The following is a 24,045-nucleotide window of genomic DNA, read 5'->3' as shown; positions in this document are numbered from 1 at the left end:
GATCTTGTGGGGGACAGCTCGATCTTAGAGCACGATCCGGCAAAGTGTGCAGCGGTTTTCCGGCAACATCATGCTCAAACAATAGCCCGAAGCGGATCGCGCCTCAGGCCGTCGCGGCCGCGTTAGCCAAAGCAGCGTCGGCCGCCATCTGCGCGCGGCGCAGCCGCCGCGCCCGCCTGCGATCGCACCAGGCCTGGGTCAGGCGCTCGGTCGTCGCTTTGATGGAGGAGAGCAGGCCGAACAGCGTCACGACCGCGCCAAACAGCCACATCGCCAGATCGAACGCGCCGCCGACGAGCAGCAGCGCGCCGCGGCCGAGCAGCTTGATGATCGCGCGCGTCTTGCCGCCTTGCGCTTCCGCAAGCCGCACGGCGCGCGCGACGTCCTTGGGGCCCTCGGCGATGCGGAGCGCATCCATCGCCCCGCGCGTGCCGGTCTTTCCGGCGACGCGCGTGACGTCCTTGCCGAGCCGGACCAGCGCACCGGCCTTCTCGGCCCGGAACGCGGCCTTGATCGCGCTCATGGTCTGGCCAGGGCGCAGCACCGAGCCCGATGCCACCGCGTTCCGGAGCATCGGCGCGTCCACGACCTCGCGCGCGGACCGGCCGGCCCATGCGGCGAGCCCCTCGCCGAGCCGTCCGAGCTTGCGCGCATCCTTCACCAGCGTCAGTCCGGCGCGCACCGGCGCGGCACCGCCGACGGAGATGTAGGTTGCCGCCGTCACCGCAAGGCCGGCCGCCGCAAGGGAGAGCACGAGGCGGTCGGTGTCCTCGCCCATGGCGAGGTGCTTGCCTTCGCGCACCACGTCCCTGATGTCGCCGAACACGAAGAGATCGCCGGCCACGGTCCCAGAGAGGCTGGCGACGTCGTCGGCGTTGCCGGTGACGAGACCCGTGGCGAAGCGCTTGGCGAAATGCGCGGTGGAATTCTCCGCTTTCACGGCATCAGCGACGCGGCTCAAGAGGTCGTCGGGGAGCGCAATGTTGCGCTCGCGCGCCAGCGTGACGAAACTGTCGGCGAGATCGGCATCGCCGGCCGCGAGCGCGGCCTCGATATTGTCCTGAACCAGGCGGTCGTTGTGCCGGAGCAGCGCATCGAGCTTCAGCTCGGAGAGCGCGGCCGGATCGTCCTGGGCGGCCAGGATCGCGCCGGCCTCGCGGGCATGCGGCGCCACCTGCGCGAGCACGAAGCCGCACACGGCCATTCCCGCCAACGCCGTACTGATTCGCAGCCACTTCATGTGGAAAGCCCGGATGCCCTGAGATCGCTTGCGCGGAACACTACGTCTTTCGTCCCGGTTTCACGCAACCACAGAGATAGTATGCCAAAATTGCGACACAACGTCCCCGACGAAAGAAGGGCTTCTCTAGGGGCGCAAGATTGTGTCGAATTTGCATGAGCAAATGAGCATGGGGCGCTTGCGAAGCTTTTCGGTTCCGCTGGACTAGCAATCACCTGTACCCGCCAGTATGGTCCGCAGCGCCTCAAAGATGCCGCGTAAGTTCGTGATTGTATCTGCCGCCATTGCCACTCCAGGATGAACTTCGATGTCCGACCATGTCGTCCCGCACTTCCATAACGATGCCGGTGTCCCCGTCATCGAGATCGGCTCGCAAGAGTTCATGTGCGTGGGCGCCAATCCTCCGTTCGACCATCCGCACGTCTTCCTCGACCTCGGCAACGACAACGAGATCATCTGCCCCTATTGCTCGACGCTGTACCGCTTCGCGGCCGACCTGAAGCCCGGCGAAGCCCGCCCGCCGGAATGTGTGCTGAAGGACAAGGTGGCCTGACCGCGTCCATCTGTTAAGGGGTGGCGCTCTCCCGAACGATCGTCGTCGCCGGTGCCGGCATCGGTGGCCTGACGGCCGCGCTCGCGCTCGCCGCCCGCGGCTTCCGCATCGTCGTGCTGGAGAAGGCCGAACGCCTCGAGGAGGTCGGCGCCGGCCTGCAGCTCTCGCCCAATGCCAGCCGCGTGCTGGTCGAGCTCGGCCTCACCGAACGCCTCAAGCTGCGCGCCGTCACCCCGGAAGCGCTCTCGATCATGAGCGCGCGCGTCGGCGGCGAGCTGCTGCGCATGCCGCTCGGCGAAGCCGCCTCGCTGCGCGCCGGAGCGCCCTATTGGGTGGTGCACCGTGCCGACCTGCAAGCGGCCCTCGCCGGCGCCGTCGCCGACCATCCCGACATCGACCTGAAGCTGGGCGCGACCTTCGAGGACGTCGCGCCTCACGCCAAGGGCCTGACCGTGGTCCATCGCAGCGGCACGATCCGCCGCAGCGATCTCGCCAGCGCGCTGATCGGCGCCGACGGCATCTGGTCGACGGTGCGCCAGCATCTGTTTCCCGAGGTGCAGCCGCGCTTTTCCGGCCTGATCGCCTGGCGCGGCACGCTCGATGCCACGCAATTGCCGAAGGACTATACCGCGCGCCGGGTGCAGCTCTGGATGGGACCGAACGCCCATCTGGTCGCCTATCCCATTGCGGGCGGGCGCCAGATCAATGTGGTCGCGGTGCTGCCGGGCACCTGGAACCGGCCGGGCTGGAGCACGCCCGGCGATATCAGCGAGGTGATGGACGCCTTTGCCGGCCCGCGCTGGCCGCCGGCGGCGCGGATGCTGCTCGCCGCGGTCGACAGCTGGCGCAAATGGGCGCTGTTCGGCGTGCCGGACGGCTGCCCCTGGAGCAAAGGTTCGGTGGCGCTGCTCGGCGATGCCGTGCACGCGATGCTGCCGTTCGCAGCCCAAGGGGCCGGCATGGCGATCGAGGATGCCGCCGTGCTCGCCCGGCATTTGAGCCTGGAGGCCGCCGAGAGCAGCAAAGCGGTTGCCGCCGCGCTGACGCAATACGGCCGTGCCCGCCAGGCGCGGGTGCGGCGGGTACAGCGGACCGCGCGGCAGCAGGGCCGCATCTATCATCTCAATGGGCCGCTCGCGCTCGCACGCGATCTTGCGATCCGCGCGCTCGGCCCGCAGCGCATGCTGGCGCGACAGGACTGGATCTACGGCTGGCCGCCTTGATGCGGCGCGCCGCCGGCGCGGCGCCTCAGCGGGCCGCTTTGCCGGATTTCGACGCGGATTTGGCGCTGGCCGCGGGCGATGCCGGAGGCGGCGGCGCCTCGGGCGGCGTCTCCCGGCATCTGTTGCGGCGCCAGGCATCCTCGGCCAATTGGACCTGCCCGCGCACGGCGATATAATCGTTGCGATAAGCGAGTTCGGACACGACGGCGCCGCCGGCCCCGGTCTCGGCCTTCTCCATCAGCCTCTGCAGATCGGCGGTGCGCTTGGCGAGGTCCTTGCGCTCGGTCTCGAGCTGCTTGCAATCGTACAATTCGTATTTGGCGGGATCGGCAAAGGCCGGTGCGATCGTCTCGCTCACGCCGGCGCAGCCGGACAGCGCGAGGCCAGCCGCAAGCAGCGCGAACAGCGCGCCAAAGCCGCGCAGCGAAAAGGAAAACGAAGCAGCCATGCCGGATGAATAGCCCCCGTGGATTGAGAATGCCTAAAGCAGCAACAGATGTCCGGATTGAGGCTTTGCCTTGCGCCCCCGGCTCGCTTAAGGAAGAACCGTCCCTCCGGCGGCGAACGCGCCAATTCCACACCGCCGGAACGGACTTAAGTGTTTGATCTCGTTGGATCAAGCGGGCATGGCGGAATTGGTAGACGCAAGGGACTTAAAATCCCTCGGTGCGCAAGCGCTGTGCCGGTTCGACCCCGGCTGCCCGCACCACTAGCTTGTATCACCCTTGCTCGAGGCGCTCGGGCTCTGCGCGGAAATCGAGCAGCACGATCCAGAAGCAGATCAGCGCGATGACGAGGAGGATGAAGGTGCCCTCGATCGGCGCGCCCAGAAGCGAGACCAGTGCCGGAAAGGCGAGGCCGATGCCGAGGATGGCGGCGAGCGCCAGGGACGGAAGATCGACGATGAGGATCGCGGCAAGAAGCGCGAGCTCGAAGAAGGCATATTCCTTCAGACGCGGCGAGCTGAGATAGAGCGCGAACATGGCGAGCACCGTGATGCGCATGGCCGTGCGCGGGTGATCCATCAGCCAGCGATCGAGCTCGGTCAGGAGCGATGCCCCTTCGCGCACCGGTCCGCTCGCGGCCGCGCGCAGGACGGACAGCGCGAACGGCACGAGCACGAGCGCGAGTGCCGCGAACGCATAGGCCGCCAACATCGCCGGCTTGCCGTCACCGAAGCCGGCCTGGACCATGAGGTCACGCGCCAACAGCAACAGCGACGGATTGCTCTCCACGAGACCGACGGCATGCTGGCCGGGAATTTGTCCTGCGATCGCGAGCAGCCAGCTCGCGAACAGATCGGGATACAGCAAGCGCGACAGCGCGAGCGGCAACGCGAAGGCGAACGCGGCCACCGCGATCAAGGCCAGCTTGCGGCCACGCGGCAGCGGCAGGAAATAGAGCGCCGCCAGCACCGGGACGAACACCAGCTTGAACGAGGTCACGAGGCCGAGCAGCGCCGCGCCGGCGAGGCGCGAGGAAAAGTTCGAATTCTGTTCGGACGCGAGCGGACGAAGCAGGAGCTTCAGCGCGATCGCGGTCAGCACTCCGCTCAGCAGCGCAAAATTCCCCGACGCCACCACGAATTCGAAACCGACGAACGCGCCGAGCGCGCAGAGCACCTTCAAGCCAGCATCGCGCGCGCTGGCACGCGTCCGGCCAAGGCCGGGCAGAAGCAGCCCGCAGAGCACGGCGAGAACGAGAAAGATGCTTCGGTAATGATCGAGCAGAACCCCGCCCGCGCAGAGGGGACGGAAAGCGTCCAGCGTCACCGGCAGATAGGGATAAGAATAAGTGGTGCCCTTCAGGTTCTTGACGAAGTAGGGGTCGAGCCCGTCGGCATGCGCATCGACCGCCGCGCAATTGACCCGGACGTCCCAGCCATACGGCAGGTCGAGCGAGGCATCGTTGGCGAGATTGCCGAGCACCAGCAGCGCGGTCAGCGTGACCACGCCGGCAAGCCAGACGTTGCGCCTGGCAGCCTTGGCCGCAGGCGCCAACCATCGTGCTGCACCTGATATGTCGGACACGGGCGATACCCTGTTTGGCTTCTCGCGGCGCCGTTGCGGCAGCCGCTCCAGCCACAATGGACAGGACGGGTTGCCGATTCATCTCCCCGGCGTGCCGCGCCCGATCTTATGGTGAATCCCTGGTTGCAGGCCCAGCCCTCCGGCGACGCGGCGGATGGCCATCAGGTCGGCGACGGGCCCTCACCCGTTTTTGACCGCTCCTGCTCCGCCTGCCAGCCATCCCGAAACATGGGTTGTGCAACGCAGCATCGGGGCTAGATAACTCGCTTGATTGCAGGGGTAAGCTTCTTGTCCGACGTCAATGCCGACGGTTGGGTGTCCTCGGGACACCGCCCAATGGGTTTTCCGGAGTTCGTCATCGTGATCGCGTCCATCATGGCGCTGAACCCGCTCGCGATGGACATGATGCTGCCGGCGCTGCCCAATATCGGCGCCGCCTTCAAGATTCCCGTCGAGAACCATCTGCAACTGGTGCTCTCGACCTTCCTGATCGGCTTCGGCGCCGGTCAGTTCGTCATGGGTCCGCTGTCGGACCGTTTTGGGCGCCGACCGGTGCTGCTCGGCGGCATGGCGGTCTATTCGGTGGCGAGCGTGCTGGCGGTCGCCGCACCCTCGTTCGAGACGCTGCTGCTGGCGCGTGCGCTCCAGGGGCTCGGCACCGCGGCAACGCGCGTGATCGCGACCTCGATCGTGCGCGACTGCTATGTCGGCCGCCGCATGGCGAGCGTGATGTCGCTCGCCATGATGATCTTCATCGCGGTGCCCGTGGTCGCGCCCTCGTTCGGACAGGCGGTGCTGCTGGTGACGGCATGGCGCGGCATCTTCGTCGTGCTGATGCTCTACGGCCTGCTCGCGCTCGCATGGTGCGTGCTGCGGCTGCCCGAGACGCTTCCCGAGTCGAAGCGCAGGTCGCTGGCGCCCTCCGACGTGCTCTCGGCATTCCGGCAGACCCTGACCCATCGCCAGACCGTCGGCTATGCCACCGCCGCCGGCAGCGTCATCGGCGCGCTGTTCGCCTATGTCTTCTGCGCCCAGCAGGTCTTCACCGGCATCTATCATCTCGGCCAATATTTCCCGCTGGCTTTCGCCGCGATTGCCGCCGGCACAGCCATCGCCGGCTTCCTCAATGCGAGGCTGGTCGGCCGGCTCGGCATGCGCGTGATCTCGCACGGCGCGCTGACGCTCTACACGGCCGTGGCCGGCGTGATGCTGCTGACGGAAAGCCTCGGCGTGCTGTCGCTCGCCTTGTTCATGGTGCTCTCGGCCCTGATGATGTTCTCGTTCGGCATGATGGTCGCCAACTTCACCGCGCTGGCGATGGAACCGCAGGGCCACATCGCCGGCACCGCCTCCTCGCTGTACGGCTCGATCACCACGCTGATCGGGATCGTGGTCGGCATGGCAATCGGGCAGAGCTTCGACGGCACGCTGCTGCCGTTCTCGATCGGCTTTTTCCTATCCACCCTCGCCGCGCTCGCGATCGTGCTGGTGGTGGAGAAAGGGCGGCTGTTCAGGCCGCATCATCGCCCGATCAGCTAGGAACTTCCCGCCCCTCGCGATGTTGTACTGCAGCAATTCAGAGGATTGGCGAGATGGAACAAGAGAACAGATCGGATCAGCCCGCGTCCGAGATCGAACGGCCGATTTCGCAGCCTCGTTCCGATGAACGAATGGACTCGAGCTTGGCATTCGTGAGTGAAGGGCTCGAGCAGCTGCGCGACAGCCACTGCTAGACGAGCGCGATCACAGACCGCCTCATAGAAAACGGCGCCGCAGGAAACTGCGGCGCCGTTCGTATTCACATGCAAGGCGCGCGGCGCGTAAAGCGCGATGAGATTCGGACGATCGTCATCGCGCTTTAGGTTGTTGTTTGCGCGTGATCTTTCCGGAAAGCCGCTTCGCACTTTTCCGGATCATGCTTTATTCCTTCTTGTCGATGTTCCAGAACACCGGCGTCGCGGGGCCGTCGAGCACGCCCGTCAGCGATTTGCGCCAGCCGCTCGGGATGAGATACTGCCCCAGCGGAATGTAGATCACCTGCTCATAGGCCTGCTTCTGGATATCGGCGGCGATCTTCTTCTGATCGTCGACCGAGGCCGCGCGGACGAAAGCGTCCTTGAGCTGCTCGATCTTGGCGTCCTCCGCCCAGCCGAACCAGCCCTTCTTGCCCTGGCCGCCGATCGAGAGATTGGCGATCGGGTTGGACACGTCGGCCGCGACCCAGTTGGTGAAGAACATGTTCCAGCCACCTTCCTTCGGCGGCTTCTGGCTGGCGCGGCGGCTCACCACCGTCTGCCAGTCGGTCGCCTGAAGGTCGACCTTGAAGCCGGCCTCGCGCAGCAGCTGGGCCGAAACGATCGGCTGCGCCTTCAGCGTCGTGACGTCGCCAGGGGCCATGATGACGATCGGCGTGCCGTCATAGCCGGACTCGGCGAGCGCCTTCTTGGCTTGCGCCATGCCGTTCCCCTTGACCAGGGTCTCGGAGCCCGCATCGGTTGCGAGCGGCGTGTCGCAAATGAAGAACGCGCCGCAGATCTTCTGATATTTGGCGTTGCCGACCAGCGCGTCGAGCACGTCCTTCTGGTTCAGGGCCAGCAAGGCAGCACGCCGCACCTTCACGTTGTCGAACGGCGGATGCAGGAAGTTCATCCGGCCGAGCGTCTGGAAGCCGAACTTGTTCAGGACCTCGATGGTGAGCTCCTTGTTGCCTTCCAGCACCGGCAGCATGTCGAACGGCAGGTTCTCCATGAAATCGATGTCGCCCGACTGCAGCGCGTTCACCGCGGTCTGCGAGTCCGGCATGGTGATCCACTCGACGCGGTCCACCTTCACCACCTTGCCGCCGGAGGTCCAGCTCGCCGGCTCCTTGCGCGGCACGTAGTCAGTGTTCTTGACGTAGACCGCCTTCACGCCGGGCTGGAATTCGCCCTGCACGAACTTGAACGGACCAGAGCCGATCTGCTCGGGGATCTGCTTGTCCGGCGGCGTCTCCGCAAGGCGCTTCGGCATCATGAAGGCGACGCGCGAGGACGGCTTGCCGATGGAGTCGAGCACCAGGCCGTAGGGCTCCTTCAGCTTCAGCGTGATGGTCTTGGGGTCGGTCGCCTCGATGCTGGCGGTGAAGTCCATGAGCTTCTGTCCCATGCCGTCGACCGCAGCCCAGCGCTTCAGCGAAGCGACGCAGTCCTCCGCGGTCACCGGCGCACCGTCATGCCACTTCAGGCCGTCGCGCAGCGTGAACGTGTAGGTGAGCTTGTCGTCGGAGACCTTCCAGTCCGCCATCTGCGGCTGGACCTTGAAATTCGAGTCGGTGGCCACCAGCGTGTCGTAAACCATGTAGCCGTGGTCACGCGTGATGTAGGCCGTGGTGAAGATCGGATCGATGATGCGCAAATCCGAATGCAGCACCGCCGTGAGAGTCTTGCCGGCCGCGAGCACCGGCGAGGCCAGCGCGGTCGAAAGCGCGACGACCGACAGCGCAAGTGTGGAGGCGAACGCGCGAGGCCCCCGGCGCATGAAGTGGAACATAGAAAGTTCTCCTGACGTGAAACTGTTCAAAGGCAGGTTATTGGTTGAGCATGAGGTTCGTTCGTTGGGCGAACTAACCTCATGCAATGCCTTCGTCTTTCGAGACTTGCAGACAGGGTGAAGCGCGTCAATCCGGTTTCGGTGCAAGCCCTTGCGGCGCGCGCACGGGCTCCACAAAGATCGGTTTGGCTCTACAACACCCTCCGCTTGTCCCGTCCGCGCCAATGCAATGCGCGTTCCATCTTTCCAAGCTTGAGAGACATTGAGATGAATCCTGCCAATCTTCCCTTTGATTCCGAGGCCATGCTCGAAGGCCTGCGCGGCTGGATCGAATGCGAAAGCCCCACCTGGGATGCCGGTGCCGTGGACCGCATGCTCGATATCGCAGCGCGAGATATGGCGATCATGGGTGCGACGATCGAGCGCATCGCCGGCCGCCAGGGCTTCGGCGGGGTCATCCGCGCGCGTTTCCCCCATCCGAAGCAGGGCGAGCCCGGCATCCTGATCGCCGGGCACATGGATACCGTCCACCCGGTCGGCACCATCGAGAAGCTGAAATGGCGGCGCGAGGGCAACAAGTGCTATGGCCCCGGCATCTACGACATGAAGGGCGGCAACTACCTCTCGCTGGAAGCCATCCGCCAGCTGGCACGCGCCTCGTTCACGACCCCATTGCCGATCACCGTGCTGTTCACGCCGGATGAGGAAGTCGGCACGCCCTCCACGCGCGACATCATCGAGGCGGAAGCCGCGCGCAACAAATACGTGCTGGTGCCGGAGCCCGGCCGCGCCGACAACGGCGTCACCACCGGACGTTACGCCATCGCACGCTTCAACCTCGAAGCGACGGGCCGGCCGAGCCACGCCGGCGCGACGCTGTCCTCGGGACGCTCGGCGATCCGCGAGATGGCGCGACAGATCCTCGCGATCGACGCCATGACGACGGAGGACTGCACCTTCTCGGTCGGCGTCGTGCATGGCGGCCAATGGGTCAATTGCGTTGCTACCACGGCGACGGGCGAGGCGCTCTCCATGGCCAAGCGCCAGGCCGATCTCGACCGCGGCGTCGAGCGGATGCTGGCGTTGTCCGGCACCAGCAACGACGTCAGCTTCAAGGTCACGCGCGGCGTGACGCGGCCGGTCTGGGAGCCCAATGCCGGCACCATGGCGCTGTACGAGAAGGCCCGCGGCATTGCCAAATCTCTCGGCATGGAATTACCGCATGCAAGCTCCGGCGGCGGCTCGGACGGCAACTTCACCGGCGCGATGGGAATCCCCACGCTCGACGGCCTCGGTGTGCGCGGCGGCAATGTCCACACGCTCGAAGAGTATATCGAAGTCGAGAGTCTCGCTGAGCGAGGACGGCTGATGGCGGGGCTGCTGGCGACGCTGGAGTGATCGCGAAGCGATCCCGTAGGTGGGCAAAAGGCGCAAAGCGCCGTGCCCACCGTTTTCCCGACCGAAAGCAGGTGGGCACGCTCCGCTTTGCCCACCCTACGAAGATTGGCTGCAGCGCAAAAACTGTGGCCCTCGTGGCACGGGAATTGCTGAAATGTTAGGCTGATGGCAGGCTGGCCGAAGAGCCCTGCCCAATTTGACTCTAAACTGACGGATCCAACTTGCTCGGATATCTCCTTCGCCGAATTCTCGCCGCCGTGCCCGTGATGGGCGTGGTCGCGCTGTTCGTTTTCCTCCTGCTCCGCCTCACCCCCGGCGATCCCGCCGCGATCCTCGCCGGCGACAACGCGACCCCGGAACGGCTGGAGCGCATCCGCGAATCGCTCGGCCTCAACGAGCCGCTGATCGTGCAGTTCGTCACCTGGGTGAACAAGCTGCTGCACGGCGACCTCGGGACGTCGCTGATCTCCAATTTGCCGGTGATGAAGATGATCGGCCAGCGCGTCGAGCCGTCGATCTCGATCGCGCTGTGCACCATCATCCTCGCCGTCATCGTCGCAGTTCCCTTGGGGGTGATCGCGGCGTGGAAGCACGGCACCTGGATCGACCGTTTCGTGATGGGTCTGTCCGTGCTCGGCTTCTCGGTGCCGGTTTTCGTGGTCGGCTATGTCCTCATCCAGGTCTTCGCGATCGAGCTGCGCTGGGTGCCGGTGCAGGGCTTCCGTAGCATCTTCAACGGCTTCGGTCCGTTCTTCGAGCGCATGATCCTGCCGACCTGCGCGCTGTCCTTCATCTACGTCGCACTGATCGCGCGCATGACGCGTGCGGCGATGCTCGACGTGCTCGGCGAAGACTACGTGCGAACGGCGCGCGCGAAGGGCATCAACGAGGTTGCGGTGATGATGCGCCATGCTCTGCGCAACGCCGCCGTGCCCGTGATCACCGTGATCGGCACCGGCTTTGCGCTCTTGATCTCCGGCGTCGTCGTCACCGAGAGCGTGTTCAACATCCCCGGCATCGGGCGTCTCACCGTCGATGCGGTGCTGGCGCGCGACTATCCGGTGATCCAGGCGATGATCCTGCTGACCTCGCTGATCTACGTCGTCGTCAATCTTCTCATCGACGTCGCCTACACCCTGCTCGATCCCCGGATCCGGTACTGAGGCAAGGACAAGAACAAAATGTCGGTCGATACCCTTCCCCAGTCCTCCATTCCGATCACGTCGCCGCTGCGGCCGCGATTCGGATTCCTCACCTCGACCCCGATCATCGCCACCGCGACGTGCCTGCTCGCGCTGATCGTGGTGGTCTCGATCCTCGCGCCGCTGATCGCGCCGCATGATCCGATCCAGCTCGCCCCGTCGCAGCGGCTCAAGCCATCTTCCGCACAGTTCCTGCTCGGCACCGACGCCTACGGCCGCGACGTGTTGTCGCGCGTGATCTATGGCGGCCGCATCTCGCTTCTGATCGGCATCGGTGCGGCGATCCTGTCGATCGCCATCGGGCTGGCGATCGGCCTCGTCTCCGGCTTCTTCAAGCTGGTCGATTCCGTGATGATGCGCGTCATGGACGGCCTGATGGCAATGCCGAGCATCCTGCTCGCGATCGCCGTGGTGTCGCTGTCCGGCGCCAGCCTCTGGACCGTGCTGATCGCGATCACGATCCCCGAGATTCCGCGCGTTGCACGCCTGGTCCGCTCGGTCGTGCTGTCGGCGCGCGAGGAGCCTTACGTCGAGGCCGCGATCTCGGTCGGCTCGAGCCTGCCGAAGATCATGTGGCGCCACCTGATGCCGAACACGATCGCGCCGCTGATCGTCCAGGGCACCTATATCTGCGCCAGCGCCATCCTGACCGAGGCGATCCTCTCCTTCCTCGGCGCCGGCATCTCGCCGGAGACGCCGACCTGGGGCAACATCATGGCCGAGGGCCGCCAGTACTTCCAGATCAAGCCGTCGCTGATCTTCTGGCCGGGCCTGCTGCTCTCCATCGCCATCCTCAGCATCAACCTGATCGGCGACGCCGCCCGCGACGCCCTCGATCCGCGCATGAAGCAGCGGGAGGGGAAGTGAAACAAGTAGCGTTGTCATTCCGGGGCGCGCGTAGCGCGAGCCCGGAATCCATTTCACCACGCGTGCTGCGGCCCGATGGATTCCGGGCTCGCGACTTTGTCGCGCCCCGGAATGACGGAGAGAATTGACGTGACCGACACCATCCTCGACATCAACAATCTCGTCGTCTCCATCGGCAAGCAGCCGAAAGGCGCCAACATCATCGACGGCATCTCGATCCAGGTGCGCGAGCGCGAGACGCTGTGCCTCGTCGGCGAGAGCGGCTCGGGCAAGTCGGTGACCTCGCTGACCACGATGGGCCTGTTGCCGAAGGGCACCCTGGTGCCGACCGGCGGCAGCGTGAAGCTGGTCGGCGAGGAGCTGCTCACCGCCACCGACCGCCGCCTGCGCCAGCTCCGCGCGACCAAGATGGCGATGATCTTCCAGGAGCCAATGACCGCGCTCAATCCGGTGGTGCCGGTCGGCCGCCAGATCGACGAGGTGCTCCGCGCACACACCAAACTCGATGCCAAAGCGCGCAGGAAGCGCATTCTCGACATGATGGAGCAGGTCCACCTGCCCCAGGTCGAGCGCATCTTCGCCTCCTACCCGCACCGTCTCTCCGGCGGCCAGCGCCAGCGCATCATGATCGCGATGGCGCTGGTGCTGGAGCCGAAGCTGCTCATTGCCGACGAGCCGACCACCGCCCTCGACGTCACCACGCAGAAGCAGATCCTGTCCCTGATCCGCGAGCTCCAGCGCGATCACGGCACCGCCGTGCTGTTCATCACGCACGACATGGGCGTGGTCGCCGAGATCGCCGACCGCGTCGCGGTGATGCGGCAGGGCCGGCTGGTCGAGACCGGTCCGCTCGAGACCGTGCTGCGCAATCCGACCATGGAATACACCCGCAACCTGCTCTCCTCGGTGCCGAGCCTGGTGCCGCGCCCGCCGCGCGAGGAAACCCGCGAGCCCGTGGTGCTGGAGGCCAACGAGCTCAGCAAGGTCTACAAGGAGCGCGCCTTCTTCGGCAAAGGCCGCGAGGTCGTCGCTGCCGACAAGGTCACGTTGACCCTGCGCAAGGGCCGCACGCTCGGCATCGTCGGCGAAAGCGGCTCGGGCAAGTCGACGGTTGCGCGCTGCATCGTGCGCCTGATCGATCCGACCTCCGGCGGCGTGCGCCTCGCCGGCCGCGAGATCGCCGACATCTCGCGCCGCCTGTTGCAGCCGCATCGGCAGAAGATCCAGATCGTATTCCAGGATCCCTATCGTTCGCTCAATCCGCGCGTCACCGTCGGCGAGAGCATCGCCGAAGGCCCGGTCAATTACGGCGTGGCGCACGCCGACGCGATGAAGCGGGCGCGCGAGTTGCTCGAGCTGGTCGGCCTGCCGCCGGATGCGGTGTCGCGCTATCCGCACCAATTCTCCGGCGGCCAGCGCCAGCGCATCGCGATCGCCCGGGCGCTCGCGCTCGATCCGGACGTGCTGGTCGCGGATGAAGCGGTCTCCGCGCTCGACGTCTCGGTGCAGGCGCAGGTGCTGGAGCTGCTCGACGAGATCCAGAAGCGGCTCGGCATCGCCATCCTGTTCATCACCCACGACCTCCGCGTCGCCGCGCAGATCTGCGATGAGGTGGTGGTGATGCAGCACGGCCGCGTCGTGGAACAGGGCCCCGCCGGCGAGGTGCTGACGCATCCGAAGGAGGCCTACACCAAGGCGCTGCTGGATGCGGCGCCCGGGCGGGGTTGGGATTTTGCGAACTTCCGGCCGGTGGCTGAAGGCGTGGGGGCTACGGCTTAACTCTCTCCGCCGTCATTCCGGGGCATCGCGAAGCGATGAGCCCGGAATCCATCAGGCTGCGAACTCTGTCGCACGATGGATTCCGGGCTCGCGCTACGCGCGACCCGGAATGACGGCGGAGCAGCATTCCCAAATCGATCTGACCCTATGCGTGGCACGATGGCCTCTCACCTTGCCCTCTCCTCAGAGCCAAGGCTAACGTCGCGCACTTTCAATCGGGACTGAACTGAATGACACGCATCGCCGTCGGCGGCTTCCTGCACGAGACCAACACCTTCGCTCCGACCAAGGCGACATTCGCCGACTTCCAGCATGGCGGCGGCTGGCCGGCGATGACTGAAGGTGCCGACGTGTTGAAGGTGATGCGCCGCATCAATGTCGGGCTCGCCGGTTTCGTCGACAGCGCCGAGGCGAACGGCTGGGAACTCGTTCCGACCATCGCCTGCGGGGCGAGCCCGTCGGCGCATGTCACCGAAGACGCATTCGAGCGCATCGTGAAGGTCATGGTCGACGGCATCGCCGCCGCCGGCCCGATCGACGCCGTCTATCTCGACCTGCACGGCGCGATGGTGACCGAGCATCTCGACGACGGCGAAGGCGAGATCTTGGCGCGCGTGCGCCGCGTCATCGGTAAGGATGTTCCGCTGGTCACCAGCCTCGATCTCCACGCCAACGTCACGCCCGAGATGATGGAGCATGCCGACGCGCTGATCGCCTACCGCACCTATCCGCATGTCGACATGGCCGAGACCGGCCGCGCCTGCGCGCGCCATCTCGCGCTGCTGCTGCAGACGAAGCAGCGCTTCGCAAAGGCCTTCCGGCAATTGCCATTCCTGATCCCGATCAGCTGGCAGTGCACCAACGACCAGCCCACCAAAGGCATCTACGAAAGACTCGCCGCGCTGGAGAGCGATGCCGTTCCCACCCTCTCTTTCGCGCCCGGCTTTCCCGCCGCCGATTTCCGCGACTGCGGCCCCAGCGTGTTCGCCTACGGCAAGACGCAACACGACGCCGATCGTGCGGCCGACGCGCTTCTGAAGCTGATCGAAAGCCACGAGAACGATTTCGACGGCAAGATCTGGACGCCCGACGACGGCGTGCGCCACGCCATGGAACTTGCCAAGAGCGCGCGCAAGCCGATCATCATCGCCGACACCCAGGACAATCCGGGCGCCGGCGGCGATTCCGATACGACGGGCATGCTCCGTGCGCTGGTGCGCAACAAGGCGAGTGCCGCAACCGGCGCCATCTACGATCCGGAATCGGCCAAGGCCGCGCACGCAGCCGGCATCGGCGCCACCGTGACGCTGTCGCTCGGCGGCAAGTCCGGCATCCCCGGCGACGAGCCCTATCGCGAGACCTTCGTGGTCGAGCAGCTCTCAGACGGCCGCTTCATCGCGCCCGGTCCCTATTACGGCGGCCGCGAGATGGAGATGGGCCCGTCCGCAGCCTTGCGCATCGGCGATGTCCGCGTCGTCGTCTCTTCGCACAAGGCCCAGCTCGCCGACCAGGCGATGTACCGCTATGTCGGCATCGAGCCGACCGAACAGAAAATCCTGGTCAACAAGAGCTCGGTGCATTTCCGCGCCGATTTCGAGCCGATCGCCGAGAAGCTGATGATCTGTGCCGCGCCCGGTGCGATGCCGGCCGACACCGCTTCGCTACCCTGGACGCGCCTGCGCCCGGGCATCCGCATCAAGCCGAACGGCCCCGTATTCACGCCTCCCTCACGCTAACCGGACAGGACCACATGCCCACGATCGATCGCATCGACGGCTACGCCGACGAGCTCACCGCAATCAGGCGCGACCTCCACGCCCATCCCGAGATCGGCTTCGAGGAAGTGCGCACCTCCGGCATCGTCGCCGACAAGCTGAAGAGCTGGGGCATCGAGGTGCATCGCGGCCTCGGCGGCACCGGCGTGATCGGCATCATCAAGGGCAAGGGTACGGGCAGCAAGCGCATCGGGCTTCGCGCCGATATGGACGCGCTGCCGATGGAAGAGAACACCAATCTGAAGTGGAGCTCGAAGATCCCCGGCCGCTTCCACGGCTGCGGCCATGACGGCCACACCACCATGCTGCTCGGCACCGCGCGCTATCTCGCCGAGACCCGGAACTTCGACGGCACCGTGCACCTGATCTTCCAGCCGGCCGAGGAAGGCCTCGGCGGCGCCCGCGCCATGATCAAGGACGGGTTGTTCGAGAAATTTCCCTGCGACGAGCTCTACGGCCTGCACAACGCGCCCGACCTCAACCATGGCGAGATCGCGATCCTGCCGGGCCCGGCCATGGCCAGTGCCGACTTCTTCGACCTGCGCATCACCGGCTACGGCGCGCATGGCGCGATGCCCGAGCGCTCCAAGGACGCGGTTGTCATTGCGACCACACTGGCGCAGGCGATCCAGACCATCGTCAGCCGCAACGTCGACCCGCTGCAGGCCGCGGTGATCTCGATCACCCAGATCCATGCCGGCTCCGCCTACAACGTCATTCCGGGCGATGCGCATCTGTGCGGCACCATCCGCACCTTCTCCAACGAGGTCCGCGCCCTGATCGCCGAGCGCATCCGCACCATCTGCGCCGGCATCGCCGCCGCCTATCAGTGCACGATCGAAGCCGACATCCGCGACACGTTCGGCGTTCTGGTCAACCAGGTCGAGCAGTCCAAGGTGGTCGAGGAGGTCGCGCGCACCATCGTCGATCCCGCCAACGTGATCACCCGCATCCAGCCGAAGATGGGCAGCGAGGATTTCGCCGACATGCTGGAGACGATCCCCGGAGCTTACTTCTGGGTCGGCCATGACGGCTCGGTGCCCGTGCACAATCCCGGCTTCGTGCTCGACGACAAGATCCTGCCGATCGGTGCCAGCATGTTCGCCCGCATCGTCGAGACGCGCATGCCGGTGGGTGGCAATGCATAAAAAGAGCGTCGAGGAAGCGGTCACCTCGCTGCACGATCTGTCCGCGGTCGACCTGATCGCGGGCTATCGCGCCAAGCAATTCTCGCCGAGCGAGGTGCTGGAGGACGTGCTCGCGCACGTCGCGGCGTGGGAACCGCATCTGAAGGCGCTCTATGCGTTCGACCCCGATGGCGCGCGCGAGGCCGCAAAGGCCTCGACCGCGCGCTGGACCGGCGGCGAGCCCTCCGGGCCGCTCGACGGCGTGCCCGTGACGGTGAAGGACAACATCGCGACCAAGGGCGTGCCGGTGCCGCTGGGGGCAGCCAGCGTCAAGCTCATGCCGGCCGAGAAGGACGCGCCGCCCGCTGCGCGGTTGCGTGAGGCCGGCAGCATCATCTTCGCCAAGACCACCATGCCCGATTACGGCATGCTGTCCTCCGGGCTCTCCTCGTTCCATGCGCTCGCGCGCAACCCGTGGGATCTCAGCAAGAACCCGGGCGGCTCCAGCGCCGGCGCAGGCGCCGCCGCCGCGGCCGGCTACGGGCCCTTGCATCTCGGCACCGATATCGGCGGCTCGGTTCGCCTGCCCGCCGGCTGGTGCGGCCTCGTCGGCCTGAAGCCGAGTTTTGGCCGAGTGCCGATCGACCCCACCTATGTCGGCCGTGTCGCAGGCCCGATGACCCGCACGGTCGACGATTGCGCGCTGATGATGAGCGCGATCGCAAAGCCCGACCGCCGCGACGGCATGAGCCTGCCGGCCGAGCTGCTGAACTGGAAGGGGCTGGAGAAATCTCCGCGAAAACTACGCATCGGGTTGATGCTCGATCCCGGCTGCGGCCTGGCGCTGGAGAAGCCGGTGCGCGAGGTCGCAGTGAAGGCCGCGAAGGCATTCGAGTCCGCAGGCAGCGTCGTCACCGAGGTCGACGGCATCCTCACGCGCGAGATGCTCGACGGCCTCGACAATTTCTGGCGCGCGCGGATGAGGGACGATCTGTCCAAGCTGACGCCGGCCGAGCAGGCCAAGGTGCTGCCCTATATCTTCAAGTGGGGCGAGTCCGGGGCCAAGCTCTCGGGCGTCGACGTCATCCGCGGCTTCAACCAGACCATGGCGATCCGCGCGGCTGCGGCGAAGCTGTTTTGCGAGCTGGACTATGTGATCTCGCCGACCGCGCCGAACGTGAACTTTCCGGCGGAATGGGCGTCGCCGACCAACGATCCCATGAAGCCGTTCGAGCACATCGCCTATACCGTGCCGTGGAATATGTCGGAGAACCCGGCGATCTCCCTCAACGGCGGCTTCGACGCCAGGGGTTTTCCCATCGGCGTGCAGATCATCGGCCGCCGCTTCGACGACATCGGCGTGCTCGGCATGGCCAAGGCGTTTGAAGGCCTGCGCGGCCCGCAGCGGCCCTGGCCGAAGCCGCCGGCGTAACAAACGCTCGCTCGTCATTCCGGGTTGCGCCCTCTTGGCGCAAGCCCGGAATCCACTCATCCGCATTACTGATGTGGACAAATGGATTCCGGGCCCGCGCTTCGCGCGCCCCGGAATGACGTGCTAGAGAGAGCGACAAAGAAACAGGGAAGGAAACCACCATGGCGTATGAGACCATCAAGTACGAGGTCGCCGATCAGATCCTCACCATCACGCTGAACCGGCCCGACAAGCTCAACGCCTTCAACGCGCAGATGCAAGCCGAACTGATCGACGCGTTCGACGCTGCCGACAAGGATGACAATGTCCGCGCCATCATCGTCACCGGCGCCGGGCGCGGTTTTTGCGCAGGCGCCGATCTCTCCTCCGGTGCCGACACGTTCGACCGCGACGCGCGGCGCGGGCCGGTCAAGCGTTTTGCCGACGGCAAGGTCGACTATAGCGATCCGCAGGTGCGCGACGGCGGGGGCCAGGTCACGTTGCGCATCTTCAAGTGCCTCAAGCCCGTGATCGCGGCGGTGAACGGTCCGGCCGTCGGCATCGGCGTCACCATGCAGCTCGCGATGGATATCCGCATCGCCTCGGAGGCCGCGCGGTTCGGCTTCGTGTTCTCCCAGCGTGGCATCGTGCCCGAGGCGGCCTCGAGCTGGTTCCTGCCGCGCATCGTCGGCATCTCGCAGGCGCTGGAATGGTGCTATTCGGGCCGTGTCTTCCCGGCGCAGGAAGCGCTTGCGGGCCGCCTCGTCAGCAAGGTCGTGGCCCCCGATGATCTGCTGCCGACCGCCCAAGCGCTCGCCAAGGAGTTTGCGGCAAAGACCGCGCCGGTGTCGGTCGCGCTGATCCGCCAGATGATGTGGCGCATGATGGGCGCCGACGATCCTATGGAAGCCCACAAGGTCGACAGCCGCGGCATCTACGCCCGCGGCCGCTCGGACGACGTCAAGGAAGGCGTGGTGTCGTTCCTGGAGAAGCGTCCCGCGCAGTTCAAGAACAAGGTGTCGACCGACATGCCGGATTACTTCCCGTGGTGGACGGAGCGCGAGTACAAGTGACGAGCGCGTAGCGCGCCATAACGCGCAACTCGGCTGTTTGATCCATGCCAAGTGCGCATGGACAGTCGGTCGACAGGCCTGCTGCATCGCAAAACCACCTTGCGCTATCGTTCGCATCGCACAGGGAAGCGATGCCGATGCAACTTTGCCTGCGAATGGCGGCTCTCGCGCCACTCGTCCTTGCCGGCTGTGCCGAGCAGGACGCCGAGTGGGCGCAGCGCGGACGAGCCAGCTTGATCGGTCTCGACCAGTCGGCGATCCGCATGTGCGCCGGCCTGCCGGCCGGAACCACCAAGGACGGTTCGGGCGAGATCTGGATGTACGAGCACGCGGCGAGCCCTCCCGGCGGCATCGCGCCGCCCACGCTCACGCTTCCGCCCGGCCTGAATATCGGAGGCCAGGCGCCGTCGGGCTATTGTCGCGTGCAGTTGCGCTTTGCTCGCGGCAAGGTCACCGAGGTGCAATATGCCGGGAATACCGACATCGGAAATGCGCGTGACGCCGTCTGCGGCCAGATCGTGCGGACCTGCCTCGGCTATGCGCCGGGCGGCCGCGACACCGTCGCGCGGACGTCACATCAGTAGCGCGACGCGTCCGATCGCCTTGCGGTCGAGCAACAACCGCATCGCCTTCGCATAGTCCTTAAGCGGCAGGCGGTGCGAGACGTTGGGGCGCAGCTTGCCCTCCTCCGCCCATTGCAAAAGCGCCTTCAGGCGGACCTCGCCGAGCGCAGGATTCTTCCGCACCGCTTCGCCGGCGCGTACGCCGAGCACGCTGGCGCCCTTGATCAGCAACAGATTGGTCTTGGCCGAGCCGATGCCGCCGGTGAAGCCGATCACCAGGAGCCGCGCGCCCCAGGCGATGCAGCGCATCGAGTCTTCAAAGACCTCGCCACCGACGGGGTCGAACACGACGTCGGCGCCGCGGCCGTCGGTGATGCGCTTGACGGCATCGCGGAACGGCTCGCGGTCGTAGCGGATGAGATGATCGGCGCCGCGCGATTTCGCGATTCCGAGCTTCTCGTCGCTGGAGGCGGTCGCGATCACGGTCGCGCCCAGCATCTTGCCGATCTCGACGGCGGCAAGGCCGACGCCGCCGCCGGCACCGTGGACCAGCAGCACCTCGCCCGGCGCGACCCGGCCGCGATCGATCAGCGCGTGATAGGCTGTGCCGTGGCCGGCGAGATAAGTGGCAGCCTCCGCATAGTCGAAGGTGGACGGCATGGGAGTGAGCTGCGACGGCATCACCACCGCTTCATCCGTGAAGGCACCAAAGCGCATCTTCACAATGACCTTGTCGCCGACGGCAACGCCGCTTGCCTCCGATGCCACCTCGATGACGTCGCCGGCCGCTTCCATGCCCGGCGTGAACGGCAGCTGCGGCTTGAGCTGGTATTCGCCGGCGGCCATCAGCACGTCGGGGAAGTTCAGCCCGGCGGCGCGGATGGCGACGCGTACCTCGCCCGGCTTTAGCGCGCGCGACGGAAACTCCTCCAACAGCAAACGCTCGGGCGCGCCGAGCTCGCGGCAGACGACGGCGCGCACCATCAGGCCGCGCTCGCCTTGCTGCGCTGAAGCGCTTCGCGGATCAGCGGCAGGCGATCATTGCCGAAATACATGTCGCTCTTGTTCACGAAGATCGTCGGCGAGCCGAAGCCGCCGCGTGCGACGACCTCCTCGGTATTGGCCTTGAGCTGGTCCTTGATGCCCTGCTCGGCAATGCCGGCGAAGAACTTCTGTTCGTCGATGCCGACCTTTCTGCAGATCTCCGCGAGCACCGCGTCCTGCGAGATGTCCTTGTCCTCGCCCCAATAGGCCTCGAACACCGATGTCGCGAACGGCACCATGTCCTGACCGAGCCAGAGGCAGCCGCGCATCACCTTGACGCTGTTCACCGGAAACACCGTTGGCGGCATCTTGATTGCAAGGCCCGCCGAACGCGCCCAGTCGGCGAGGTCCTTCTTCATGTAGCGCGCCTTCAGCGGCACCGGCTTCTCGCGCTGGGCATAGACGCTCGGATTGACGGTGTTGAAGATGCCGCCGACCAGGATCGGCCGCCAGGTGATGTCGGCCCCGAACTCCTTGGCGAGCGGTTGGATGTTGTGGAAGGCGAGATAGGTCCAGGGGCTGGAGCAGTCGAAGAAGAATTCGATCATGGGGGTTCCTTTTTGCTGTCATTCCGGGGCGCGCCGCCTTTGGGCGCGAGCCCGGAATCCATTTCGCCTCTCGTTACGCTGCCTGATGGATTCCGGGCTCGCGACTTCGTCGCGCCCCGGAATGACGGATATGGCACTACTTCCTTCCCAACACTTCCTTAGCTCTCTGGCCGAACATGATCTTGCGTGATTCCTCGTCGAACGGCTCTTTCACGAATTTTCCGATCGCAAGCCCCGCCTGCACCTGCGGCCTTGCCCGGACCTCGGCATACCAGCGTTTCACATTGGGATAGTCGTCGAGCGTAAAGCCTTGCGCCTTGTGGGTCATGGTCCAGGGGAAGCAGGCGATGTCGGCGATGGAATAGTCGCCGGCGACATAGGCGCCGGTCCTGGCCAATTGGCGATCGAGCACGCCGTAGAGCCGCGCCGCCTCGTCGCGATAGCGCTCGATTGCGTAAGGGATCTTCTCGGCCGCATAGAGCGCGAAATGGCCGTGCTGACCGAGCATCGGCCCGAGGCCCGCCATCTGCCACATCACCCATTGGATCGTGGTGGAGCGGCCGCGCCAATCGGCGGGCAGGAAGCGTCCGGTCTTCTCCGCGAGATAGATCAGGATCGCGCCGGTCTCGAACGCGGAGAACGGCGCGCCGCCATCGGCGGGCTCGTGATCAACGATCGCGGGAATGCGGTTGTTCGGAGAGATCGCCAGGAACTCAGGATTGAACTGCTCGCCGGCGCGGATATTCACGGGGATCACCTGATAGGGAAGCCCGAGCTCCTCCAGCATGATCGAGATTTTCCAGCCGTTCGGCGTCGGCGCGTAATAGAGGTCGATCATGGGCCTTCCCTTGCGCCGTCCCTATCGCTGCCGCCAGCCAATGACGACTTTTGTTGTTCTGTACCTCGACGTTAGGACATGGCAGGAAGGGGCGCAACAATCCGCCGGGAGGGCCGCCATGCTGTTTCCAACCACGATCGCCGGCTCCTTGCCAAAGCCGGAATGGCTCGCCGAGCCGAACATGCTCTGGGCGCCCTGGAAGTCCGAAGGCGACGAGTTGCTCCGCGCCAAGCGCGATGCGACGCTGATCTGGCTGAAGCTCCAGGAGGACGCCGGCATCGACATCGTCACCGAAGGCGAGCAGGCCCGGCAGCACTTCGTGCACGGTTTCCTGGAGAAGATCGAGGGCATCGATTTCGCCCACAAGGTCGAGATGGGCATCCGGAAAGACCGCTACAAGGCGATGGTGCCGCAGGTGGTCGCGCCGCTGCGGCTGAAGGACCGCGTCCATGCCTTCGAGGCGCGCGTCGCGCGCGCGCACACCAGGAAGCAGCTGAAATTCACCCTGCCCGGCCCGATGACCATCATCGACACCATTGCCGACCGCTACTATGGCGACCGGGTCAAGATGGCCTTTGCCTTCGCCGAGCTCTTGAACGAGGAAGCCAGGGCCTTGCAGGCCGACGGCGTCGATCTCGTGCAGTTCGACGAGCCCGCCTTCAACGTCTATATGGACGAGGTCAACGATTGGGGCATCAAGGCGCTGGAGCGCGCGGCGCAGGGCCTCACCTGCACCACCGCCGTGCACATCTGCTACGGCTACGGCATCAAGGCCAATACGGACTGGAAGGAGACGCTCGGCAGCCAATGGCGGCAATACGAGCAGATCTTTCCGGCCATCGACGCAAGCCCGATCCAGCAGGTCGCGATCGAGTGCCGCAATTCCAAGGTGCCGCTCGACCTGCTCGCGCTGCTGAAGAACAAGATCGTGCAGGCCGGTGTCATCGACGTCGCCAGCGACACGGTGGAGACGGCCGAGGACGTCGTGAAGGTGATCGAGGCGGTGTCGCAATTCGTGCCCAAGAGCAACATCATCGCCACCACCAATTGCGGCATGGCGCCGATGCGGCGCGAGATCGCCGAAGCCAAGCTGGTGGCGCTTGGCGCCGGCGCGGCGCTGGCGCGCGAGAGGCTGGGGTGATGGCGGTGATCCGCAGGTCGCTCGGCTAGTCCGGAGCGGTCGGATGCAACGCCGGTCGATATCCGGCGCTGAACGCCCGTAATGTGGATGGAGGCGTCAGCAGCATCGCACTCGACAGTTCGTGCTCGGTACGGGCATAGCCGGCTGGCGACCAAAGCAGCGGCCGGCCTTTCGTCAAAAGATAGCTCTGCTCGCCCTGCTGCACCATCACGCCATCGGGTAAGTCTGCGAGCGGCCCTCGCAGTGGGTGCAGGCGCTTACGGCCGTGATCCAGACGCTCCAGGTGCAGCTTTGCGTCCATCGACTTTGCGCTCACCTTGCTTGCGCCGTTTCCCCTCTCCCATGCCGCGCGAAACCGGTTGGCATCGTCACGCCGGCAGAAGAAGCATGGGCGATGTCCGGCAGCAAAGGCGGTGGCTTCGTCGAGAAAGAACAGCTCGGTCCAGCTCCGCCGCGCCATCACCGGCCGCCGCCAGCCGCGGAATTCGCACAGGCATGTGATCCAGGCCGGCGTCGACCAGCGCTTCTTCAACAGCGTCTTCGTCGCGGGATCGTGGATGATGCCGCGATTGCCGGTGAACAGGCCGCGGTGTGGGGTGGCGATGATGTCGCCGGTGGGCGTGACTCGGTTCTGGAGGGGGCGAGTGGCGAATGGCGAATGGCGAATGGGGTCGGTGTTACTCGCCATTCGCTACTCGCCATTCG

Annotated in this window: 21 protein-coding genes and 1 tRNA gene; 14 read left to right on the top strand and 8 right to left on the bottom strand. The window is 65.8% G+C overall.

Annotation, left to right across the window (positions count from 1 at the left end; translation table 11 throughout):
- Nucleotides 1-103: 103 nt before the first annotated feature.
- Complete coding sequence (locus I6F24_RS05390; protein ID WP_225151308.1) at nucleotides 104-1,240, bottom strand: hypothetical protein; 1,137 nt, start codon at nucleotides 1,238-1,240, stop codon at nucleotides 104-106.
- A 307-nt stretch (nucleotides 1,241-1,547) separates the two neighbouring features.
- Here I6F24_RS05390 and I6F24_RS05385 point away from each other — a divergent pair, with 307 nt between their 5' ends.
- Both I6F24_RS05385 and I6F24_RS05380 read left to right on the top strand, forming a co-directional pair.
- Nucleotides 1,548-1,793, top strand: coding sequence for a zinc-finger domain-containing protein (locus tag I6F24_RS05385; protein WP_008562814.1), 246 nt, complete (start codon nucleotides 1,548-1,550; stop codon nucleotides 1,791-1,793).
- A gap of 20 nt (nucleotides 1,794-1,813) precedes the next feature.
- Nucleotides 1,814-3,016 carry an FAD-dependent monooxygenase gene (locus I6F24_RS05380; RefSeq protein WP_225151306.1) on the top strand — a complete coding sequence of 401 codons (1,203 nt, stop codon included), beginning with the start codon at nucleotides 1,814-1,816 and terminating at the stop codon, nucleotides 3,014-3,016.
- A gap of 25 nt (nucleotides 3,017-3,041) precedes the next feature.
- On the opposite strand, the gene I6F24_RS05375 is transcribed toward I6F24_RS05380, so the two are convergent.
- Nucleotides 3,042-3,464: a hypothetical protein gene (locus I6F24_RS05375; RefSeq protein WP_036029720.1), complete on the bottom strand. Its 423-nt coding sequence runs from the start codon at nucleotides 3,462-3,464 to the stop codon at nucleotides 3,042-3,044.
- Between the two features lie 172 nt (nucleotides 3,465-3,636).
- On the opposite strand from I6F24_RS05375, the gene I6F24_RS05370 reads away from it, so the two are divergent.
- Nucleotides 3,637-3,725: transfer RNA gene (locus I6F24_RS05370), tRNA-Leu, on the top strand.
- Between the two features lie 10 nt (nucleotides 3,726-3,735).
- Here the strand turns inward: I6F24_RS05370 and I6F24_RS05365 are convergent.
- The gene (locus I6F24_RS05365) at nucleotides 3,736-5,046 is read right to left on the bottom strand and encodes a hypothetical protein (RefSeq protein ID WP_225151304.1); all 1,311 of its coding nucleotides are present in this window, start codon (nucleotides 5,044-5,046) and stop codon (nucleotides 3,736-3,738) included.
- A gap of 288 nt (nucleotides 5,047-5,334) precedes the next feature.
- Here I6F24_RS05365 and I6F24_RS05360 point away from each other — a divergent pair, with 288 nt between their 5' ends.
- The gene (locus I6F24_RS05360) at nucleotides 5,335-6,585 is read left to right on the top strand and encodes a multidrug effflux MFS transporter (protein ID WP_225151302.1); all 1,251 of its coding nucleotides are present in this window, start codon (nucleotides 5,335-5,337) and stop codon (nucleotides 6,583-6,585) included.
- Between the two features lie 381 nt (nucleotides 6,586-6,966).
- Here the strand turns inward: I6F24_RS05360 and I6F24_RS05355 are convergent, their stop codons facing one another.
- The gene (locus tag I6F24_RS05355) at nucleotides 6,967-8,574 is read right to left on the bottom strand and encodes an ABC transporter substrate-binding protein (RefSeq protein WP_036015319.1); all 1,608 of its coding nucleotides are present in this window, start codon (nucleotides 8,572-8,574) and stop codon (nucleotides 6,967-6,969) included.
- 267 nt (nucleotides 8,575-8,841) lie between these two features.
- On the opposite strand from I6F24_RS05355, the gene I6F24_RS05350 reads away from it, so the two are divergent.
- The 9 genes from I6F24_RS05350 to I6F24_RS05310 all read left to right on the top strand — a co-directional run bounded on the left by I6F24_RS05350 (nucleotide 8,842) and on the right by I6F24_RS05310 (nucleotide 19,790).
- Entirely contained in the window at nucleotides 8,842-9,972 is a 1,131-nt protein-coding gene (locus I6F24_RS05350) for a M20/M25/M40 family metallo-hydrolase (RefSeq protein ID WP_036015323.1), read from the top strand.
- Nucleotides 9,973-10,193: 221 nt separating this feature from the next.
- Nucleotides 10,194-11,135, top strand: coding sequence for an ABC transporter permease (locus tag I6F24_RS05345; RefSeq protein ID WP_036029753.1), 942 nt, complete (start codon nucleotides 10,194-10,196; stop codon nucleotides 11,133-11,135).
- 18 nt (nucleotides 11,136-11,153) lie between these two features.
- Nucleotides 11,154-12,041, top strand: coding sequence for an ABC transporter permease (locus tag I6F24_RS05340; RefSeq protein ID WP_036029754.1), 888 nt, complete (start codon nucleotides 11,154-11,156; stop codon nucleotides 12,039-12,041).
- Between the two features lie 129 nt (nucleotides 12,042-12,170).
- A complete protein-coding gene (locus I6F24_RS05335) occupies nucleotides 12,171-13,820 on the top strand; it encodes a dipeptide ABC transporter ATP-binding protein (RefSeq protein ID WP_225151301.1) in 1,650 nt (549 codons plus the stop codon).
- Between the two features lie 230 nt (nucleotides 13,821-14,050).
- A complete protein-coding gene (locus I6F24_RS05330; RefSeq protein WP_225151299.1) occupies nucleotides 14,051-15,556 on the top strand; it encodes a M81 family metallopeptidase in 1,506 nt (501 codons plus the stop codon).
- Nucleotides 15,557-15,570: 14 nt separating this feature from the next.
- Nucleotides 15,571-16,743: a M20 aminoacylase family protein gene (locus tag I6F24_RS05325; RefSeq protein ID WP_225151297.1), complete on the top strand. Its 1,173-nt coding sequence runs from the start codon at nucleotides 15,571-15,573 to the stop codon at nucleotides 16,741-16,743.
- Nucleotides 16,736-18,154, top strand: coding sequence for an amidase (locus I6F24_RS05320; RefSeq protein WP_225151294.1), 1,419 nt, complete (start codon nucleotides 16,736-16,738; stop codon nucleotides 18,152-18,154). The genes I6F24_RS05325 and I6F24_RS05320 overlap by 8 nt, the downstream gene beginning before the upstream one ends.
- Nucleotides 18,155-18,315: 161 nt before the next feature.
- On the top strand, nucleotides 18,316-19,206 hold the full coding sequence (locus tag I6F24_RS05315; protein ID WP_225151292.1) for a crotonase/enoyl-CoA hydratase family protein: 891 nt from the start codon (nucleotides 18,316-18,318) through the stop codon (nucleotides 19,204-19,206).
- A gap of 137 nt (nucleotides 19,207-19,343) precedes the next feature.
- Complete coding sequence (locus I6F24_RS05310; RefSeq protein WP_225151290.1) at nucleotides 19,344-19,790, top strand: hypothetical protein; 447 nt, start codon at nucleotides 19,344-19,346, stop codon at nucleotides 19,788-19,790.
- Here I6F24_RS05310 and I6F24_RS05305 read toward each other — a convergent pair.
- From I6F24_RS05305 to I6F24_RS05295, 3 genes are all read right to left on the bottom strand, one after another.
- Complete coding sequence (locus tag I6F24_RS05305) at nucleotides 19,779-20,753, bottom strand: NADPH:quinone oxidoreductase family protein (RefSeq protein WP_225151288.1); 975 nt, start codon at nucleotides 20,751-20,753, stop codon at nucleotides 19,779-19,781. The two genes, I6F24_RS05310 and I6F24_RS05305, sit on opposite strands and share 12 nt — an antisense overlap.
- Entirely contained in the window at nucleotides 20,753-21,361 is a 609-nt protein-coding gene (locus I6F24_RS05300) for a 2-hydroxychromene-2-carboxylate isomerase (protein WP_225151286.1), read from the bottom strand. Before I6F24_RS05300 ends, I6F24_RS05305 begins: the two co-directional genes overlap by 1 nt.
- Nucleotides 21,362-21,497: 136 nt before the next feature.
- Nucleotides 21,498-22,199: a glutathione S-transferase N-terminal domain-containing protein gene (locus I6F24_RS05295; protein ID WP_074448147.1), complete on the bottom strand. Its 702-nt coding sequence runs from the start codon at nucleotides 22,197-22,199 to the stop codon at nucleotides 21,498-21,500.
- A 118-nt stretch (nucleotides 22,200-22,317) separates the two neighbouring features.
- On the opposite strand from I6F24_RS05295, the gene I6F24_RS05290 reads away from it, so the two are divergent.
- Nucleotides 22,318-23,340, top strand: a complete 1,023-nt coding sequence (locus tag I6F24_RS05290) for a methionine synthase (protein WP_225151283.1) — start codon at nucleotides 22,318-22,320, stop codon at nucleotides 23,338-23,340.
- Nucleotides 23,341-23,365: 25 nt separating this feature from the next.
- On the opposite strand, the gene I6F24_RS05285 is transcribed toward I6F24_RS05290, so the two are convergent.
- Nucleotides 23,366-24,028, bottom strand: coding sequence for a hypothetical protein (locus I6F24_RS05285; RefSeq protein WP_225151281.1), 663 nt, complete (start codon nucleotides 24,026-24,028; stop codon nucleotides 23,366-23,368).
- Nucleotides 24,029-24,045: the final 17 nt, after the last annotated feature.

This window comes from Bradyrhizobium sp. BRP23 (assembly GCF_020194135.1).
Classification (GTDB): Bacteria; Pseudomonadota; Alphaproteobacteria; order Rhizobiales; family Xanthobacteraceae; genus Bradyrhizobium; species Bradyrhizobium yuanmingense.
Note: the sequence above shows the minus strand (reverse complement) of the source record. Positions and strands in the feature narration are given on the sequence as shown.

What these genes read in the sequence shown, in the direction of transcription:
- I6F24_RS05390 (WP_225151308.1), bottom strand. Translation starts at nt 1,240, where the DNA reads ATGAAGTGGCTGCGAATCAGTACGGCGTTGGCGGGAATGGCCGTGTGC.
- I6F24_RS05385 (WP_008562814.1), top strand. Translation starts at nt 1,548, where the DNA reads ATGTCCGACCATGTCGTCCCGCACTTCCATAACGATGCCGGTGTCCCC.
- I6F24_RS05375 (WP_036029720.1), bottom strand. Translation starts at nt 3,464, where the DNA reads ATGGCTGCTTCGTTTTCCTTTTCGCTGCGCGGCTTTGGCGCGCTGTTC.
- I6F24_RS05355 (WP_036015319.1), bottom strand. Translation starts at nt 8,574, where the DNA reads ATGTTCCACTTCATGCGCCGGGGGCCTCGCGCGTTCGCCTCCACACTT.
- I6F24_RS05350 (WP_036015323.1), top strand. Translation starts at nt 8,842, where the DNA reads ATGAATCCTGCCAATCTTCCCTTTGATTCCGAGGCCATGCTCGAAGGC.
- I6F24_RS05340 (WP_036029754.1), top strand. Translation starts at nt 11,154, where the DNA reads ATGTCGGTCGATACCCTTCCCCAGTCCTCCATTCCGATCACGTCGCCG.
- I6F24_RS05330 (WP_225151299.1), top strand. Translation starts at nt 14,051, where the DNA reads ATGACACGCATCGCCGTCGGCGGCTTCCTGCACGAGACCAACACCTTC.
- I6F24_RS05325 (WP_225151297.1), top strand. Translation starts at nt 15,571, where the DNA reads ATGCCCACGATCGATCGCATCGACGGCTACGCCGACGAGCTCACCGCA.
- I6F24_RS05320 (WP_225151294.1), top strand. Translation starts at nt 16,736, where the DNA reads ATGCATAAAAAGAGCGTCGAGGAAGCGGTCACCTCGCTGCACGATCTG.
- I6F24_RS05315 (WP_225151292.1), top strand. Translation starts at nt 18,316, where the DNA reads ATGGCGTATGAGACCATCAAGTACGAGGTCGCCGATCAGATCCTCACC.
- I6F24_RS05310 (WP_225151290.1), top strand. Translation starts at nt 19,344, where the DNA reads ATGCAACTTTGCCTGCGAATGGCGGCTCTCGCGCCACTCGTCCTTGCC.
- I6F24_RS05305 (WP_225151288.1), bottom strand. Translation starts at nt 20,753, where the DNA reads ATGGTGCGCGCCGTCGTCTGCCGCGAGCTCGGCGCGCCCGAGCGTTTG.
- I6F24_RS05300 (WP_225151286.1), bottom strand. Translation starts at nt 21,361, where the DNA reads ATGATCGAATTCTTCTTCGACTGCTCCAGCCCCTGGACCTATCTCGCC.
- I6F24_RS05295 (WP_074448147.1), bottom strand. Translation starts at nt 22,199, where the DNA reads ATGATCGACCTCTATTACGCGCCGACGCCGAACGGCTGGAAAATCTCG.
- I6F24_RS05290 (WP_225151283.1), top strand. Translation starts at nt 22,318, where the DNA reads ATGCTGTTTCCAACCACGATCGCCGGCTCCTTGCCAAAGCCGGAATGG.
- I6F24_RS05285 (WP_225151281.1), bottom strand. Translation starts at nt 24,028, where the DNA reads ATGGCGAGTAACACCGACCCCATTCGCCATTCGCCATTCGCCACTCGC.